This window comes from Blastococcus goldschmidtiae (assembly GCF_031845325.1).
GTDB lineage: Bacteria > Actinomycetota > Actinomycetes > Mycobacteriales > Geodermatophilaceae > Blastococcus > Blastococcus goldschmidtiae.
The window spans coordinates 604,874-621,140 of the sequence record NZ_JAVREI010000001.1; the positions used below are offsets into that span (position 1 = coordinate 604,874).

Annotated in this window: 15 protein-coding genes; 12 read left to right on the forward strand and 3 right to left on the reverse strand. The window is 75.7% G+C overall.

Features of this window, described 5'->3' with window-relative positions:
• Position 1: 1 nt before the first annotated feature.
• A complete protein-coding gene (locus RM425_RS03050) occupies positions 2-874 on the reverse strand; it encodes a 1,4-dihydroxy-2-naphthoate polyprenyltransferase (RefSeq protein ID WP_311343707.1) in 873 nt (290 codons plus the stop codon).
• Positions 875-2,020: an o-succinylbenzoate--CoA ligase gene (gene menE, locus RM425_RS03055; RefSeq protein WP_311343708.1), complete on the reverse strand. Its 1,146-nt coding sequence runs from the start codon at positions 2,018-2,020 to the stop codon at positions 875-877.
• Between the two features lie 125 nt (positions 2,021-2,145).
• Between menE and RM425_RS03060 the strand changes: the two genes are divergently transcribed.
• The 4 genes from RM425_RS03060 (at position 2,146) to RM425_RS03075 (ending at position 7,639) form a co-directional block, all read left to right on the forward strand.
• Positions 2,146-3,111, forward strand: coding sequence for an o-succinylbenzoate synthase (locus RM425_RS03060; protein ID WP_311343709.1), 966 nt, complete (start codon positions 2,146-2,148; stop codon positions 3,109-3,111).
• Positions 3,108-4,805: a 2-succinyl-5-enolpyruvyl-6-hydroxy-3-cyclohexene-1-carboxylic-acid synthase gene (gene menD / locus RM425_RS03065; RefSeq protein ID WP_311343710.1), complete on the forward strand. Its 1,698-nt coding sequence runs from the start codon at positions 3,108-3,110 to the stop codon at positions 4,803-4,805. Before RM425_RS03060 ends, menD begins: the two co-directional genes overlap by 4 nt.
• A 101-nt stretch (positions 4,806-4,906) precedes the next feature.
• Entirely contained in the window at positions 4,907-6,652 is a 1,746-nt protein-coding gene (locus tag RM425_RS03070; RefSeq protein ID WP_311343711.1) for a streptophobe family protein, read from the forward strand.
• Positions 6,653-6,691: 39 nt separating this feature from the next.
• Positions 6,692-7,639: a discoidin domain-containing protein gene (locus tag RM425_RS03075; RefSeq protein WP_311343712.1), complete on the forward strand. Its 948-nt coding sequence runs from the start codon at positions 6,692-6,694 to the stop codon at positions 7,637-7,639.
• Between the two features lie 19 nt (positions 7,640-7,658).
• On the opposite strand, the gene RM425_RS03080 is transcribed toward RM425_RS03075, so the two are convergent.
• Positions 7,659-8,909, reverse strand: coding sequence for an isochorismate synthase (locus RM425_RS03080; protein ID WP_311343713.1), 1,251 nt, complete (start codon positions 8,907-8,909; stop codon positions 7,659-7,661).
• Between the two features lie 35 nt (positions 8,910-8,944).
• On the opposite strand from RM425_RS03080, the gene RM425_RS03085 reads away from it, so the two are divergent.
• The 8 genes from RM425_RS03085 (at position 8,945) to nuoE (ending at position 16,264) form a co-directional block, all read left to right on the forward strand.
• Positions 8,945-9,667: a demethylmenaquinone methyltransferase gene (locus RM425_RS03085; protein WP_311343714.1), complete on the forward strand. Its 723-nt coding sequence runs from the start codon at positions 8,945-8,947 to the stop codon at positions 9,665-9,667.
• Between the two features lie 183 nt (positions 9,668-9,850).
• Positions 9,851-10,510, forward strand: coding sequence for a phosphoribosyltransferase (locus RM425_RS03090; RefSeq protein ID WP_311343715.1), 660 nt, complete (start codon positions 9,851-9,853; stop codon positions 10,508-10,510).
• A 112-nt stretch (positions 10,511-10,622) separates the two neighbouring features.
• Entirely contained in the window at positions 10,623-11,885 is a 1,263-nt protein-coding gene (locus RM425_RS03095; RefSeq protein ID WP_311343716.1) for a geranylgeranyl reductase family protein, read from the forward strand.
• Between the two features lie 96 nt (positions 11,886-11,981).
• Positions 11,982-12,344, forward strand: a complete 363-nt coding sequence (locus RM425_RS03100) for an NADH-quinone oxidoreductase subunit A (protein ID WP_449495075.1) — start codon at positions 11,982-11,984, stop codon at positions 12,342-12,344.
• A gap of 22 nt (positions 12,345-12,366) precedes the next feature.
• The gene (locus RM425_RS03105) at positions 12,367-13,041 is read left to right on the forward strand and encodes a NuoB/complex I 20 kDa subunit family protein (RefSeq protein WP_449495067.1); all 675 of its coding nucleotides are present in this window, start codon (positions 12,367-12,369) and stop codon (positions 13,039-13,041) included.
• Between the two features lie 120 nt (positions 13,042-13,161).
• Positions 13,162-13,911, forward strand: a complete 750-nt coding sequence (locus RM425_RS03110; protein ID WP_311343717.1) for an NADH-quinone oxidoreductase subunit C — start codon at positions 13,162-13,164, stop codon at positions 13,909-13,911.
• The gene (locus RM425_RS03115) at positions 13,908-15,227 is read left to right on the forward strand and encodes an NADH-quinone oxidoreductase subunit D (RefSeq protein WP_311343718.1); all 1,320 of its coding nucleotides are present in this window, start codon (positions 13,908-13,910) and stop codon (positions 15,225-15,227) included. The genes RM425_RS03110 and RM425_RS03115 overlap by 4 nt, the downstream gene beginning before the upstream one ends.
• Positions 15,224-16,264 carry an NADH-quinone oxidoreductase subunit NuoE gene (gene nuoE, locus RM425_RS03120; protein WP_311343719.1) on the forward strand — a complete coding sequence of 347 codons (1,041 nt, stop codon included), beginning with the start codon at positions 15,224-15,226 and terminating at the stop codon, positions 16,262-16,264. Before RM425_RS03115 ends, nuoE begins: the two co-directional genes overlap by 4 nt.
• The last annotated feature ends 3 nt before the right edge of the window (positions 16,265-16,267 follow it).

Below are 16,267 nucleotides of genomic sequence, written 5' to 3' on the forward strand. Positions count from 1 at the left end.
TTCAGCCGCTGAGCGCGAGGCCGGCCCCCAGGAGCACGCCGGTCGCCAGCGTGAGCCGGCCGGTGCCGGCCAGCGCGGCGATGAGCGCGGGGCCGCGGCCGCCGCCCAGCACGGAGCGCAGCGGCGGGATGCCCAGCGGCACCGCGAGCAGGGTGAGCAACGCCCAGGGGCGGATGATCCCCACGGCGAGGACGACGAGCAGCGCGACGACGAACAGGCCCGCGAAGGCATGCCGGGTGCCGCGCTCGCCCAGCAGCACCGCCAGGGTGCGCTTGCCGACCTGGGCGTCGCCGTCGATGTCCCGCAGGTTGTTGACGACCAGGATCGCCACGATGAGCAGCCCGATCGGCACCGAGACGGCGAAGGCCAGCCCGGGCAGCGTGCCGGTCTGCACGTACGTGGTGCCGACGACGGCGACGAGGCCGAAGAAGACGAAGACGAAGACCTCGCCCAGCGCCCGGTAGCCGTAGGGGATCGGCCCGCCGGTGTAGGTCCAGGCGGCCAGGATGCAGACCGCCCCCACGGCGACCAGCCACCAGCTCGTCAGCGCGGCCAGCACCAGCCCGGCCACCGCGGCGACGGCGAAGGAGAGCATCGCGGCTCCCAGCACCGCCCGCGGGGACGCCGCACCCGAGCCGACCAGCCGCATGGGCCCGACCCGGTCGGCGTCGGTGCCGCGGGTGCCGTCGGAGTAGTCGTTGGCGTAGTTGACGGCCACCTGCAGCGCGAGCGCGACGACCAGCGCGAGGAGCGCCGTGGAGGCGCGGAAGCCGTCGAGCGCGGCGGCGGCGCCGGTGCCCACGAGCACCGGCGCGAGCGCGGCCGGGAGGGTGCGGGGCCGGGCACCGGCCAGCCACTGGGCGGGGGTGGCCACTCAGACCTCCGGGATCAGGGCCGCGACCGCGCGGCGATCGGGCTTGCCGGTGTGCAGGGTCGGGACGGCGGCCAGCAGGTGCAGCTGCCGGGGTGCCGCGGCCGCCCCCAGCCGGTCGCCGACCCAGCGGCGCAGGTCGGCCAGGTCGGGAGCGCGGTCGCCGGCGGGCACGACGGCGGCGACCACCCGCTGACCCCACTCCGGGTCGGGTCGCCCGACCACGACGGCGTCGGCGACGCGGGCGTGCTCGCGCAGCACCGCCTCCACCGCCGCCGGGGCCACGTTCACCCCGCCGCTGATGAGCACGTCGTCGAGCCGGCCGTGCACGGTGAGCCGGCCGTCGTCGTCCAGGCTGCCGGCGTCGCGGGTGCGGAACCAGCCGTCCTGGAACGCGTCGGCCGTGGCCGCCGGGTCCAGGCGGTAGCCGTGCGCCAGCACCGGCCCGGCCAGCTCGACGCCCCCACTGCCGGGTCGCGCGGGCCCGCCGTCGGTCACCCGGACCCGCACCCCGTCGAGCGGGTCGCCGTCGTAGACGCAGCCGCCCGCGGTCTCCGTCATCCCGTAGGTGGTGACCACGCGGACCTCCTGCGCCCGGGCGCGGGCCAGCAGCGCCGGGTCGGTGGCAGCCCCGCCGACCAGGACCGCGTCGAAGCCGCGCAGCGCGTCGGGTTCGGCGTCGAGGAACCGGACCAGCTGGGTGGGCACGAGGGCGGTGTAGCGGCGGTCGCCGACCGGCAGCCGGGCGCTCGCCGCGGCGAGGTCCTCGCCCCTGCCCAGCTCCACCGCCGCGCGGCCGGCCACCTCGCTGCGGCAGAGCACCTGCAGGCCGGCGATCGCGGAGACGGGCAGGGCGAGCAGCCAGCTGCCCGGTCCGCCGAGCCGGTCGAGGGTGGCGTGCGCCGAGGCCCGCACGGCGGCGGCGGACAGCAGCGCGCCGCGGCCCGTGCCGGTGGAGCCGGAGGTCACCACCACGAGGTCCGTGCCGTCCTCGAGGGGCTCGTCCTCGCGGAGCACGGCCCGGGCGGCGTCGACCGCGGCCGGCGGGCCGGCGGGGAGGACGGCCAGCGGCCGGTCGCCGGCCAGCGCCGCACGCACGTCGGCCCGCGTCAGCTCGGCGGCCGGGACGAGGGTCAGGTGCCGGGCCACGAGCGACGAGCGTACGGCCGGAGGAACGCCCCGGAGGGACAGGTGGTCGTCGGCTCCGCTGCAGGATCCCGCCGCGAGCTTGCGAGCGTCGGGGGGCAGCGGGGTCCTTTAACTAGGGTGGTGGCGTGATCCCGAACCCCGCGCCCGGCGGTGGACCGGCGCTGGAGGCACGGGTCTACTCGGTGCCGATGCGCACCCGGTTCCGCGGCATCGACGTCCGCGACGGCGTGCTCCTGCGCGGACCGGCCGGCTGGGGCGAGTTCTCCCCGTTCTGGGACTACGACGTGGCCGAGAGCCGGCGCTGGTGGGCCGCCGCCGTCGAGGCCGCCACCGAGGGCTGGCCCGCGCCCGTGCGCGACGCCGTCCCGGTGAACGTGACCGTTCCCGCGGTCGACGCCGGACGGGCGCACGCCATCGTCGCCGCGTCGGGCTGTCGCACCGCCAAGGTGAAGATCGCCGAGCCGGGGCAGACTGAGTCCGACGACCTCGCCCGCGTCGAGGCCGTGCGCGACGCGCTCGGACCGTCGGGCGCCGTCCGCGTGGACGCCAACGCCGCCTGGGACGTCGACACCGCCGTGGCCCGCATCCGGGCACTGGACGCCGCGGTGGGCCTGGAGTACGTCGAGCAGCCGTGCGCGACGCTCGAGGAGCTCGCCGCGCTGCGCCGCCGGATCGACGTCCGCATCGCTGTCGACGAGGGCGTGCGGCGCTCGGCCGATCCCCTGGCGGTCGATCTGCGCGAGGCCGGCGACGTCGTCGTCCTCAAGGTGCAGCCGCTGGGTGGCGTGCGGGCCGCGCTGCGGGTGGCCGAGGCGCACGGCCTGCCGTGCGTGGTCTCCTCGGCGCTGGAGAGCTCGGTCGGCATCGCCGCGGGAGTGGCGCTGGCCGCGGCCCTGCCGGAGCTTCCGTTCGCCTGCGGGCTGGCCACCGTGGCGCTGTTCACCGACGACGTGTCGAGCACCCCGCTGCTCCCGGTCGACGGCGCCCTGCCCGTCGTCCGCCCCGAGCCCGACCGTATCGACGCGGTGGCCGCCGACGCGGACGTCGCGGCGCGCTGGGCAGCGCGCATGGCCGCGGTGAGCGCCGGGTGAACCCCTCGACCGCCTTCGCCCGCGTGCTGGTCGACGAGCTGCTGCGCGGCGGCGTGACCGATGCCGTCCTGGCGCCCGGCTCCCGGTCGGCGCCGGTCGCGCTCGCCCTGGCCGCGGCCGAGCGGGCGGGCCGGCTGCGGCTGCACGTGCGCATCGACGAACGGACGGCGTCCTTCCTGGCGCTCGGATTGGCGAAGGCCTCCGGCCGCCCGGTGCCGGTCCTCACCACGTCGGGGACGGCGGCGGCGCACCTGCACGCCGCCGTGCTCGAGGCCGACGCCGCGGGTGTCCCGCTGCTGGCGCTGACCGCCGACCGGCCGCCGGAACTGAGGGCCACCGGGGCGAACCAGACCATCGAGCAGGCGGCGCTCTACGGCGGGGCGGTGCGCTGGGCGGCGGACGTCGGCGTCCCCGAGGCCGGGCGCGAGGCGGCGCAGAACCGCTACTGGCGCTCGCTGGTGGCCAAGGCGCTGACGATCGCCTCCGGCACGCTGTCGGGGGATGCCGGGCCGGTGCACCTGAACCTCGCGCTGCGGGATCCGCTGATGCCCGACGACGACGGCGGCGAGGCGCTGGACGGCCCGTGGGCCGGCCGGCCGGACGGCGCGCCCTGGACGGCGGGGCGCGGCGGTGGTCTGGCGATGCCCCTGAAGCCGGCGCCCGCGAGCACCCTGGTCGTCGTCGGCGACGCGCCGCACGGCCTCGGTGCGGTCGCGGTCGACATCGCCGCGAGGGCGGGATGGCCCGTGCTCGCGGAGCCCTCCAGCGGGGCCTGGGGCGGCTCGCTGCGGGGCGGTGTGCTGCTGCTGGGTGCGGGGGAGTGGCTGGCGGAGCACCGGCCGGAGCGGGTGCTCGTGGTGGGCCGGCCGACGCTCTCCCGACCGGTGAACGCGCTGCTGTCCGACGCCCGGGTGCGTGTGGAGACCGTCCCGGCCGGCCCCCGGTGGGCCGACGCGGTGCGGTCGTCCTCGGCCGTCGGCGGCTTCCCGCTCCTGGCGCCGCGGATGCCCGGGGAACCGGCCGTCGGCACGCCGGCGCTGGACGCCTGGCGGGACGCCGCTTCCCGGGTGGGTTCCGCCGTCGACGAGGTGCTCGATGCCCGCCCCGAGCTGACCGCGGCGCGCGTGGCCCGCGACGTCCTGGCCGGCCTGCCCTCCGGGGCGCTGCTGGTGCTCGGCTCATCGACGCCGGTGCGCGACGTCGACCTGTGGGCCCGGCCCCGCGCGGACCTCACCGTGCTCGCCAACCGCGGGGTCGCCGGCATCGACGGCACCATCTCCACGGCCATCGGCGCCGCCACGGTGCACGGCGGACCGTCGTTCGCCCTGATGGGCGACCTCACCTTCCTGCACGACCTCACCGGATTGCTGACCGGTGAGGGGGAGCCCGTTCCGGACCTCACCGTCGTGGTGCCGGACAACGACGGCGGCGGCATCTTCGCCCAGCTCGAGCCGGGGGAGGACCGCTACGCCGAGGGCTACCGCCGGGTGTTCGGCACGCCGCACGGCCGCGACCTGACCGCGGTGGCCACGGCGCTCGGCTGGACCGCGACGCGGGTGTCGACGGCCGACGAGCTGACCGCGGCCCTGCGCCTGGGTGGGCCGCGGGTCGTCGTCGTGCGCACCGATCAGCGCGCCGAGGCCCGCCTGGGGCGGGAGCTGCGCGCGGCCGCCGCCGCCGTCCTGACCTCCTGACGGCGCCGCGCCGCCGCTCCCTCCGGAGCCGGATCGGCGCGGCCTGCCCCTAGGGTGTCGCGCGGACACGGCGTGCGCCGTCACTTCTGGGGAGAGCACACATGACGGGACGCTTCTGCGGTGCCTGTGGGGCTCCGGCCGGGCCCGACACGGCCTTCTGCGGCTCCTGCGGCAGCCCGGTGGCACCGGCCGAAGGCGCACCGGCGCCGGCGGCTCCCTACGCGCAGCCCCAGGGGCCTGCCCACCCGCAGCAGCACGGTGCGCCGTACGGCCAGGCCCAGGCGGGCGTCCCGTACGGCGCTCCGACGCAGGGCGGTGCCCCGTGGGGCTCGGCGGCACCCCGGGCCGGCGGACCGGCGGGCCGCGGCGCGATCGACGCCCTGCTCGGTGGGGACTGGCGCGGGGCCGCCAAGGCCGCCGGCTCCTCCGTGCTGGCCATGCTCGGGCTCGCCCTGGTGGGCGTCCTCCTCCTGGCGGCCGGCGATCTCGGGTTCCGCGAGGTCCTGGCGCTGACCGCGGGTGCGGTGTGCACGGCGGTCGGTGGGGACGTCTTCATGGAGACCTCCTCCGACATCTTCGGCAGCGGTGACGAGTTCTTCGACAGCGGCAGCGAGGACTTCTTCGGCGGCGGCGTCGTCGTCAGCGGCTCCGCCGGCGTCGGGCTCCTGCCGCTCACCCTGACCCTCGTCGGGCTGACGCTGCTGGCCTGGCTGTTCATCCGGTCGCTGCGCGCCCGCGGGGTGCACCGCGGCCGCGACGTCCTCCTGCAGGGCGCCCGCACGGCCCTGGTCTTCACGGTGCTGTTCCTCCCGCTGGCCCTGGTCACCCGGTACCGCATCGACGAGTCCGACGAGGTGCTCGGCACGGTCGGCCGGGTCGGGGTGTCGGTCTGGTCGACGCTGACCGGCGCGCTGCTGTTCGCCGTCGCGACGCTGGGCCTGGTGTGGCTGTTCTCGCGGCAGACCCGCGGAGGTCTGCCCGGGCGGCTCGCCGCCGTCCGCGGCCAGGCCGTCGCGCCGCTGCTGGGCGCGCTGGCGGTCTTCTCGGCCGGCCTGCTCGGCGTCGTCGCGTTCCTCGTCTACTGCCTCGTCCAGTTCGACGAGCGGGTGACGCAGCTCGGCGTCTTCGTGCTCGGCGCCGGCAACGGCATGCTCGCCAGCGTCCTGTGGTCGGCGGGTGTCCCGCTCGACACCGACGCCGGGGTCGCCGGCGTCGGCCTCGGAGACGTCGCCGGAGGGCCCGCCGCGGAGGGCGTCGACCTGTTCACCTTCACCGACGAGAGCGCCTGGGTGTGGCTCGCGCCCGTCGTCCTGCTGCTCGTCCTGCTGGCGGTGGCGACGGTGCTCACCGTCCGCCAGAACTCCGTCGAGGACGCCCGTCGCGAAGGGTTCCGGTTCGCCGGGGCGCTGGCGGTCGTGGCGTTCGCCGCGGCGCTGCTGCTGCGCGTCGCCACGGAGGTCTCCGGCGGGGTCGCGGTGTTCGGGGGCTCGGCTGACGCGTCGGCGACGTTCAACCCGTTCATCGCCGCGGTCGCCCTCGGCCTGTGGGGCCTGGTCGCCGGGCTGCTGGGACCGGTGCTCGCCACGCGGATCCCCAGCACGCTCGTCACCCGTCTGCGCGGCCGGTTCGGCGTCGCGGCGCCGCGGCCGCTCGCACCTCCTCCCGCGGCCGAGCAGGGCTGGCAGCAGCAGCCCACCCAGCAGTTCGCGCAGCCGCCGCACGCCCAGCAGCAGCCCTACGGGCAGCCGTCGTACGGACCGCCGCCGTCGTACGGGCTGCCGCCCTCGTACGAGCCGCCGCCCTACCCGCAGCAGCCCCTCCCGCCCGTTCCGCCGCCCAGCCAGTAGGAGTCCGCCGATGAGCTGCGACGAGGACGGCGACGCGGCATGAGGTTCTGCGGCAGCTGTGGCGTCCAGGCCGGGCACGGTCAGCGCTTCTGCATCTCCTGCGGGGCGAACCTGCACCCGGCGGCCGCGTCGGGACGCGGTACGCCCCCGGAGCCGGTCTTCGCGTACCCGGTGCCGGCCGCGGGGTGGCCGGTGGCGCAGGTACCGCCGGCGGCGGAGGATCCCGGGTCCTGGAAGGCACCCCCGGAGCCGGACGGGCGACGGCCGCTGGTGGGCGCGCTCGTGCTCGCCGGCCTGCTCGTCGTCGGCGGTGGCTACGTGGTCGGCGACCGCCTGCTGGTGGGCGACGGCAGCCCGCCGCCGGCAGAGGTGGCTGGTGGTGAGCCCGGCCCCGGTCCGGCCGGGGACGCCGACACCGTGGACGTCGGGGAGGAGGCGGCCGACGTGGAGGCCGTCCCGCCGCCCGCCGTCGTGCCCGCCCCGCCGCCCGGCGAGGTAGCTGCCCCCTCGGCCGGCACGGGTCCGCTGCGCCCGCGGTCGGTCAGCGCCACCTGCCAGGCGCCGTCCGGGGTGGACGCCTCGGGCGCCCCGGTCACCTACGACCCGGCGAACACCCTGGACGGCGTCGGGGGCACCGCCTGGCGCTGCGCGGGGTCTGCCGTCGGCCAGCGCCTGGTCTTCGACTTCGGCCGCCCGGTGGTGCTCGCCTCGGTGGGCCTCGTCCCGGGCTACGACAAGACCGACCCGGTCGACGGCACGGACCGCTTCGGCGAGAACCGGACGGTGACCGCGGTGACGTGGGGCTTCGACGGTGGAACGGTCCACCGGCAGGAGATCGCCGTCCCCGGCCGGGAGATGGCGCGGGCCGTGCTGCCCGGGCCCGTGACGACGTCCCGGGTGGTGCTGGAGGTCGCGGGCACGGGCAACGACGGCGCGATCCGGGACTTCACGACGATCAGCGACGTCGCCTTCGCCGGGTCGGGCTGACCCGCGCCGAGCTGTCCACCTAGCCCTCGAGCGCGTTCTGGAAGGCGGCGAACTTCGCCTGGGTCTCGGCCAGCTCCGCGGCCGGCTCCGAGCCCGCCACGATGCCGCAGCCGGCGAACAGCCGGGCACCGCCGTCGGGGGTCAGCTCGGCGCAGCGCAGGGCCAGCCCGAACTCGCCGTCGCCCCGGGCGTCCAGCCAGCCGACCGGTCCCGCGTAGCGACCGCGGTCCATGCCCTCGAGCTCGCCGATCAGCGCGGCGGCGTCGGCCGTGGGCGTTCCGCACACCGCCGCGGTCGGGTGCACCGCGCCGACCAGCTCCAGCAGGCCTGCCGAGCCGCGCTGGGTGCCGGTCACGTCGGTGGCCAGGTGCCGCACGTTGGCCAGCGTGAGCAGCTCGGGCTCGGCCGGGGCGGTGAGCCGGCTGCAGTAGGGCGCCAGGGCGTCGACCAGGGAGTCGACGGCCCAGGCGTGCTCCGCACGGTCCTTGGCCGACCCGAGCAGCGCCGCGGCGAGGCGGTCGTCCTCCGCACCCGCACCGCGCGCCGCCGTGCCGGCGAGGACGCGGGAGGACAGCTCCCGTCCGGTACGGCGCAGCAGGAGCTCGGGAGTGGCGCCGAGCAGCCCGTCGACGGCGAAGGTCCAGCAGTCGGGGAACCGCCCGGCCAGCCGGCGCAGCAGCCGTCGCGGGTCGAGGGCGGGTTCGGCGGAGACGAGCAGGTCGCGGGCGAGCACCACCTTGTCCAGCTCGCCGGCGTCGACCCGGGCCACCGCGGTGGCGACGGCGGCGCACCAGGTGGCGGGGTCGAGGGCGCCGTCGGCGTAGCGCAGCCGCGGTGGGGGGCCATCGACCGGCGCGGGGGAGGGGAGCTGCTCGGGCAGCACTCCGACGCCCACGGTGGTGATCCAGCCGACGCCGTCCCGGCGGCCCACGACGACCTCGGGGACGACGAACACCGACGTCCCGGCCGCCGGGTCGAACGCGATGCTGCCGAACAGCACCGCGCCGGTGCCGGGGATGCCGAGGTCGTCGGCGACGTCCAACCCGGAGGTGTACTCCTCCCACCAGGCCGCCGCGTCGGCGAGGGCGGAGGGGCCGGAGACCTCGAGGCGCGCCGCCTCGCCCCAGCCGACCAGCCCTTCTCCGCGGCGCACCCAGGACAGCCCGGCGTGCGCCGGCACCAGGGCGAGCAGCTCGCCGGCGGCCTCGGAGCGGGCGGTCGTGACGGTGCGCGCGCCCGCGGGACGGGAGGTCAGGGCGGGCGCGGGCACGGCTCCAGCCTAGGAGGCCTTGTAGCGTCGTCGCCGTGGCAGACCGGCGAGATCCCCCGCACACTGCCGGACTGCGCGCGGATCTGGACAAGCGGCCGGCCGAGGTGGCGGCGATGTTCGACCGGGTCGCACAGCGCTACGACGTGACCAACACGGTGCTCTCGGGCGGGCTGGACGCCTCCTGGCGCCGGGCGACCCGCCAGGCGCTGGGCGCCCGGCCGGGACAGACGGTGCTCGACGTCGCGGCCGGGACGGCGGTCTCCACCGTGGAACTCGCGTCGGCGGGCGTGCGGGCGATCGCCTGCGACTTCTCGCAGGGCATGCTCCGGGCCGGCGCCGCCCGGCCGGTGCCGAAGGTGGCCGGCGACGCGATGGCGCTGCCGCTCGCCGACGAGAGCGTCGACGGCGTCGTCATCTCCTTCGGCCTGCGCAACGTGGCCGACCCGGATGCGGCGCTGCGGGAGTTCCGGCGGGTCACCCGTCCCGGCGGCACGCTGGTGGTCTGCGAGTTCTCCCGGCCCACCTGGGCGCCGTTCCGGACCGTCTACCTCGAGTACCTCATGCGGGCGCTGCCGCGGATCGCCCGCGCGGTCAGCAGCAACCCCGAGGCATACGTCTACCTGGCCGAGTCGATCCGGGCCTGGCCGGGCCAGGCGGAGCTGGCCGGGCGGCTGCAGGACGCCGAGTGGGCCGACGTCGCCTGGCAGAACCTCACCGGTGGGGCCGTGGCCCTGCACCGCGGACGCCGCCCCGCCTGACCTTCCCGTGGGACCACGAGGGGCATAGCGTCGGTCCATGACGAGCCCGCCGTCCCCGCAGCCGCCGTCGCCGGCCCCCTCGCCCACGGATCCGATCCCGCCGCCGGAGCCCGCCCCCTATCCGGTGCCCGGCCCCGGCGACCCGATCGCGCCCCCGCCGACGGGGCCCCAACCGGTCTAGCGGTGCGCACCGCACCCTTCGCCGACCGCCGCGCCGCGGGGAGGGCGCTGGCCGCCCGGCTGGCCGGGACGCTGCCGGGCGACGCCGTGGTGCTCGGCCTGCCGCGCGGCGGTGCGGTCGTCGCGGCCGAGGTGGCCGCGGTGCTGGACCTCCCGCTCGACGTGCTGCTGGTCCGCAAGCTGGGGCTCCCCGGGCAGCCGGAGCTCGCGATGGGCGCCGTCGCCGCCGTCGGGGACACGGTCGAGACGGTGCGCACCGACCGGGTGCTGGCCGCCGCCGCGGTGGACGACGCCACGTTCGCCGGGGTGCGGGACCGCGAGCTGGCCGAGCTGCACCGCCGCGCGGCCGCCTACCGGGGCAGCCGTGCACCGGTGGCCGTGGCCGGCCGCACCGTCGTCCTCGTCGACGACGGCCTGGCCACCGGCGCGACCGTCCGTGCCGCCCTGCAGGCCCTGGCGCAGCAGCGGCCCGCGCGCACCGTCGTGGCCGTACCGGTCGCGTCCTCCGGCGCGCTGCACGAGGTCGGCGCCCTCGCCGACGAGGTCGTCTCCCTGCTGGTCCCGCCGTCGTTCCGGGCGGTCGGAGCGGCCTACCGCGACTTCGCGCAGACCTCGGACGACGAGGTCCGCGATCTGCTGCGCAGCGCCGCGCCGGAACTGTGACGCAGCCCTCCCCAGGGGGGTGCTGTCGCCTTCGTCACACCCCGGCCTAGAGTGGTGACGAGGCGACCTTGTGAATCAATTCACAAGGTCGGGACGAAGGAGTGGAACCGCCGTGCAGGGGACGACCGACCGGAGCGCCGACGTCATCGTCGTCGGCGCCGGGCCGGCCGGGGCGTCCGCCGCGTGGCAGCTGCGGCAGGCCGGTCGCGACGTCGTCGTCCTCGAGAAGGCGGACTTCCCCCGGGAGAAGGTGTGCGGGGACGGCCTCACCCCCCGCGGTGTGCAGGCCCTCCTGGGCATGGGCGTCGACACGTCCGGCTGGACCCGCCACAAGGGGCTCCGGGTGCACGGCGGCGGGACGGTTACCGAGGTGGACTGGCCCCGCCTGCAGCACTGGCCCGACTTCTCCCTCGTCCTGCGCCGCAGCGAGCTCGACGCCCGGCTGGCCGCGCACGCGGAGGCGGCCGGCGCCCGGGTGCACACCGGGATCACCGTCACCGAGCCGCTGCTCGACGACGCCGGGCGGGTCGCCGGCGTGCACGCCACCGCGGGTCCCGACAAGGAGCCGCAGGTCTGGCGGGCACCGCTGGTCGTCTCCGCCGAGGGCCTGTCGGGCCGGCTGGCCAAGTCGGTGGGCCTGGTCCGCCGGGAGGACCGCCCGCTCGGGGTCGCCGTCCGCCGGTACGTGCGTTCCCGGCGGACCACCGACGACTACCTGGACATCTCCTTCGACCTCACTCCGGCCGGGCCCTCCCGCGACTCCATGCCCGGCTACGGCTGGATCTTCGGCATGGGCGACGGCACCGCGAACGTCGGGTACGGGCTGCTCGACACGCGGCGGGGGACGGGAGCCGACCACCGGGCCGTGCTGCGCGCCTGGCTGGACACCTTCCCGGCCGAGGACGGTCTCGGTGAGGACGACGCCGTCACGCCGCTGCGGGGTGCCGGCCTGCCCATGGCCCTGAACCGGGGACCGGCGTACACCCGTGGGCTGCTGCTCGCCGGGGACGCCGCCGGCACGGTGAACCCGGTCAACGGCGAGGGCATCAGCTACGCCCTCGAGACCGGCCGGATGGCCGGCGAGGCCGCTGCCGACGCACTCGCCCGGCCCGGGGGCCCCGCCCGCGAGGCGGTGCTGCACGGCTACCCGCAGCGGCTGCGCGCGGCCTACGGGCGGCACCACCGGCTGGGCCTGGGCTTCCTGGCGCTGCTCGCCCGCCCGGAGGTCGTCCGCTTCGTCACCGCCCACGGGCTGCGGCGACCGGCGCTGGCCGGTGCGGCGCTGCGCCTCATGGGCAACCTCACCGACGGCCGTGACGGCGACGCGGTCGACCGCGCCATCACGGTGCTCACCCGCCTGGCCCCGGCGGTCTGACGTGGACGAGTTCGCGATGCGGTCCCCGGTCGACACGGCGACGACCCGATCCACGGCTACGCGGAACGTGATCGCCCTCACCCTAGGCTGGTGCTGATGCTGTCGACCTACGTCCCGATCGTGGGGCTCTTCGCACTGGCCGCGGCGTTCGCGCTGTTCTCGGTCACCGCCGCGCCGTACGTCGGTCCCCGCCGCTACAACCGGGCCAAGATCGACGCCTACGAGTGCGGGATCGAGCCGGTGGACCAGCCGCTCACCGGCGGCCGGTTCCCGGTGAAGTACTACCTGACCGCGATGCTGTTCATCGTCTTCGACATCGAGATCGTCTTCCTCTACCCGTGGGCCGTGCACAACGAGGCCCTGGGGGTCTTCGGCCTGGTCGCGATGGTCGTGTTCATCGGCACCGTCTTCATCGCCTTCGCCTACGAGTGGCGACGTGGCGGATTGGAATGGGACTAGACGTGGGACTGGTGGACTGATCATGGGTCTCGAGGAGAAACTGCCCAGCGGCGTGCTGCTGACTAGCGTGGAGAAGCTGGTCAACTGGACGCGCAAGTCCTCGCTGTGGCCGGCGACGTTCGGCCTGGCGTGCTGCGCGATCGAGATGATGGCCACCGGCGCCGGGCGCTACGACCTGGCCCGGTTCGGCATGGAGGTCTTCCGGGCCTCGCCCCGGCAGGCCGACCTGATGATCGTGGCGGGCCGGGTCAGCCAGAAGATGGCCCCGGTCCTGCGGCAGATCTACGACCAGATGCCCGAGCCCCGCTGGGTGCTGGCCATGGGCGTCTGCGCCAGCTCCGGCGGCATGTTCAACAACTACGCCGTCGTGCAGGGTGTCGACCACGTCGTGCCCGTGGACATGTACCTGCCCGGCTGCCCGCCGCGGCCGGAGATGCTCACCGACGCCATCCTCAAGCTGCACCACAAGATCATGAACGAGCCGCTCGGTGACAAGCGCGCCCGCGAGCAGGAGCGCGCCCGCCAGGACGGCACCGCGAAGGACCTCCTGGTCGAGATGCCCTCCACCGTGCGCGTGGACAAGGCAGCCCGCCGGGCGTACGAGGCGGCCGCGGCCGAGGGCCGGACCGGGCAGTTCGCCATGGACCAGCGGGGTGGCAACGCGGTGCTGCTGCCGGGTCCGGGGGACCGGCGATGAGCGGGGGCGAGCGATGAGCGCCGCGAGAACGACGGTCGAGCGAGCATCGCTCCAGGCTGGGGGCACCTCCCGCTTGCGGGGGACAGCGACCGAGGAGCGGAACGAGTCCGGAGTCGAGCAATGAGCAACGACGGCGGCGAGGTCGTGCCCGGCCGCGAGGAGGCCGGCTACGACGACGCGACGGCGCCCTCGGGTGGCTTCCGGAAGGGTGCCTTCGGGGTCAGCGGCAGCGGGGACACCTCCGGCTTCGGCGGGCTGGTGCGCGTGGAGCCCGGCGGCGCGGTCGCGCTGCACTCCACCGAGCGCCCCTACGGCGGCTGGTTCGACGAGGTCACCGACGCCCTGATCGACGCCGTCGGCGAGTCCACCTACGCCGCCGCGGTACAGCGGGTGCTGGTCGACCGCGGCGAGATCACCTACTTCGTGGCGCGCGAGCACCTCCTGACGCTGGCGCAGGCGCTGCGTGACGACGAGGCGCTGCGCTTCGAGCTGTGCAGCAGCGTGTCCGGCGTCGACTACCTGGACAGCGGCGGCCCCGAGGTGACGCCCGGGCGCCCCCGGCTGCACGTGGTGCTGCACCTGACGTCCATGACCTACCGGCGGCGGATCCGGCTCGAGGTCGCGGTCACCGCGGAGGACCCGCACGTCCCGTCGGTGACCGGCATCTACCCGACGGCGGACTGGCACGAGCGGGAGACCTACGACATGTTCGGCATCGTCTTCGACGGCCACCCGTCGCTGACCCGGATCCTGATGCCCGACGACTGGGACGGCTTCCCGCAGCGCAAGGACTACCCGCTCGGCGGCGTCCCGGTGGAGTACCACGGCGCGACGATCCCGCCCCCCGACACCCGGAGGGCCTACCGATGAGCACGACCTACGACCCGTACGCCGGCTCGCGCGAGACCACCGAGGGCCGCGTCTACACCGTCACCGGCGGCGACTGGGACCTCACCTTCGCCGACCCGCACGGCGAGGACCGCCTCGTCGTCAACATGGGGCCGCAGCACCCCTCGACGCACGGCGTCCTGCGGCTCGTGCTCGACCTGGACGGCGAGACGGTCACCAAGGCCCGGGTGGTCATCGGCTACCTGCACACCGGCATCGAGAAGAACACCGAGTACCGCAACTGGGTGCAGGGCACGACCTTCGTGACGCGGATGGACTATCTGTCCCCGTTGTTCAACGAGGCCGGCTACTGCCTCGCCGTCGAGAAGCTGCTCGGGATCGAGGCACCGCAGCGGGCGCAGACGATCCGCGTGCTGGTCATGGAGCTCAACCGGATCGCCTCGCACCTGGTCGCCCTGGCCACGTTCGGCATGGAGATGGGTGCCCTCACGGGCATGACCAACGGCTTCCGCGAGCGGGAGATGGTCCTCGACCTGCTCGAGGAGATCACCGGCCTGCGGATGAACCACGCCTACATCCGCCCCGGCGGCCTCGCGCAGGACCTGCCCGACGGTGCCGTCGAGAGCATCCGCGAGTTCCTGGCGGTCTTCCCGAAGCGGGTCGCGGACTTCCACCGGCTGCTCACCGGCCAGCCGATCTGGCAGAACCGCCTCAAGGACTCCGGCTACCTCGACGTCACCGGGTGCGTGGCGCTGGGCGTCACGGGGCCCGTCCTGCGGGCGGCCGGCCTGCCGTGGGATCTGCGCAAGGTGGAGCCCTACCTGGGCTACGAGACCTACGACTTCGAGGTGCCCACCGCGGACACCAGCGACGCGTGGGGCCGCTACCTGGTGCGGATGGCCGAGGTCAACGAGTCGCTGAAGATCGTCGCGCAGGCGCTGGACCGGCTGGAGCCGGGACCGGTCATGGTCGACGACAAGAAGATCGCCTGGCCCGCGCAGCTGTCCCTCGGCGCCGACGGCATGGGCAACTCGCTCGACCACGTGCGGCACATCATGGGCCAGTCGATGGAGGCCCTGATCCACCACTTCAAGCTGGTCACCGAGGGCTTCCGCGTGCCGGCCGGCCAGGTCTACGTGCCCGTCGAGTCCCCCCGCGGCGAGCTCGGCTTCCACGTGGTGAGCGACGGGAGCACCCGCCCGTGGCGCGTCCACGTGCGCGACCCCAGCTTCGTGAACCTGCAGGCCACGGCGGCGATGAGCGAGGGCGGCATGATCGCCGACGTCATCGCGGCCATCGCATCGATCGACCCCGTGATGGGAGGAGTCGACAGATGAGCGCACTTCCCGGCAGCCCCGAGGCCGCCGCGACGACCGGTCTCGACGACAGCCCGGTCGAGCCCGCCCCGCTCGACCTCCCGCCGCTGACCGAGCAGACCCGGCTCGAGGCGCGGGAGATCATCGCCCGCTACCCGAAGCCGCGCTCGGCCCTGCTGCCGATGCTGCACCTGGTGCAGAGCTACCAGGGCTACGTCTCGCCCGAGGGCGTGACGCTGTGCGCGGAGGAGCTCGGCCTCACCAAGGCCGAGGTCGGCGCGGTCGCGACCTTCTACACGATGTACAAGCGCCGCCCGACCGGCCGGCACCTGGTGAGCGTCTGCACCAACACGCTGTGCAGCGTGCTGGGCGGGCAGCGGATCATGGACGCGCTCTCGGGCGACCTCGGTGTGCACCACGACGAGACGGCGGCCGACGGGTCCATCACCCTCGAGCACGCCGAGTGCCTGGCGGCCTGCGACTACGCCCCCGTGGTCACGGTCGACTACGAGTTCTACGACCAGCAGGACGTGGACAGCGCACGCCAGCTGGTGGCTGCCCTGCGCCGCGGCGAGAAGCCGCTGCCCACCCGGGGTGCGCCCCTGACCGACTTCAAGGGCATCTCCCGCCAGCTGGCCGGCTTCTCGCAGTACGACGACGCCACCGCCGCCCGGGCCGCGATCGACGCGCCCGGTGAGTGGGGCCCGACCCTCGTCGGGCTGCGGCTGGCGGAGGAGCGCGGGGAGTCCGCACCCCCCATGGGTCGTACCGCCGTCCCGGAGCCGGACGCCGAGGAGCCGGCGGAGACGGTCGCCCCCACCGGACGGACCGGCGAGACGCCCGGCGAGGAGGCGGCCGATGCGCGCGTCGCCGCCGCCGACACCCCGGCGGAGAGGGCCGGCGCAGCCGGCTCGCGCCCGGACGCCCCGGAGCCCGCCGGACGGCGGCTCGCCGACGGCCGTGAAGGCACCGACACCCCTGCGGGGACCGAGCCGGGCACTGGTGCCCAAGGTCCCACCACCCACCCCCGGGCCACCCCGGGCCCCGGGAAGGCCTGAGTC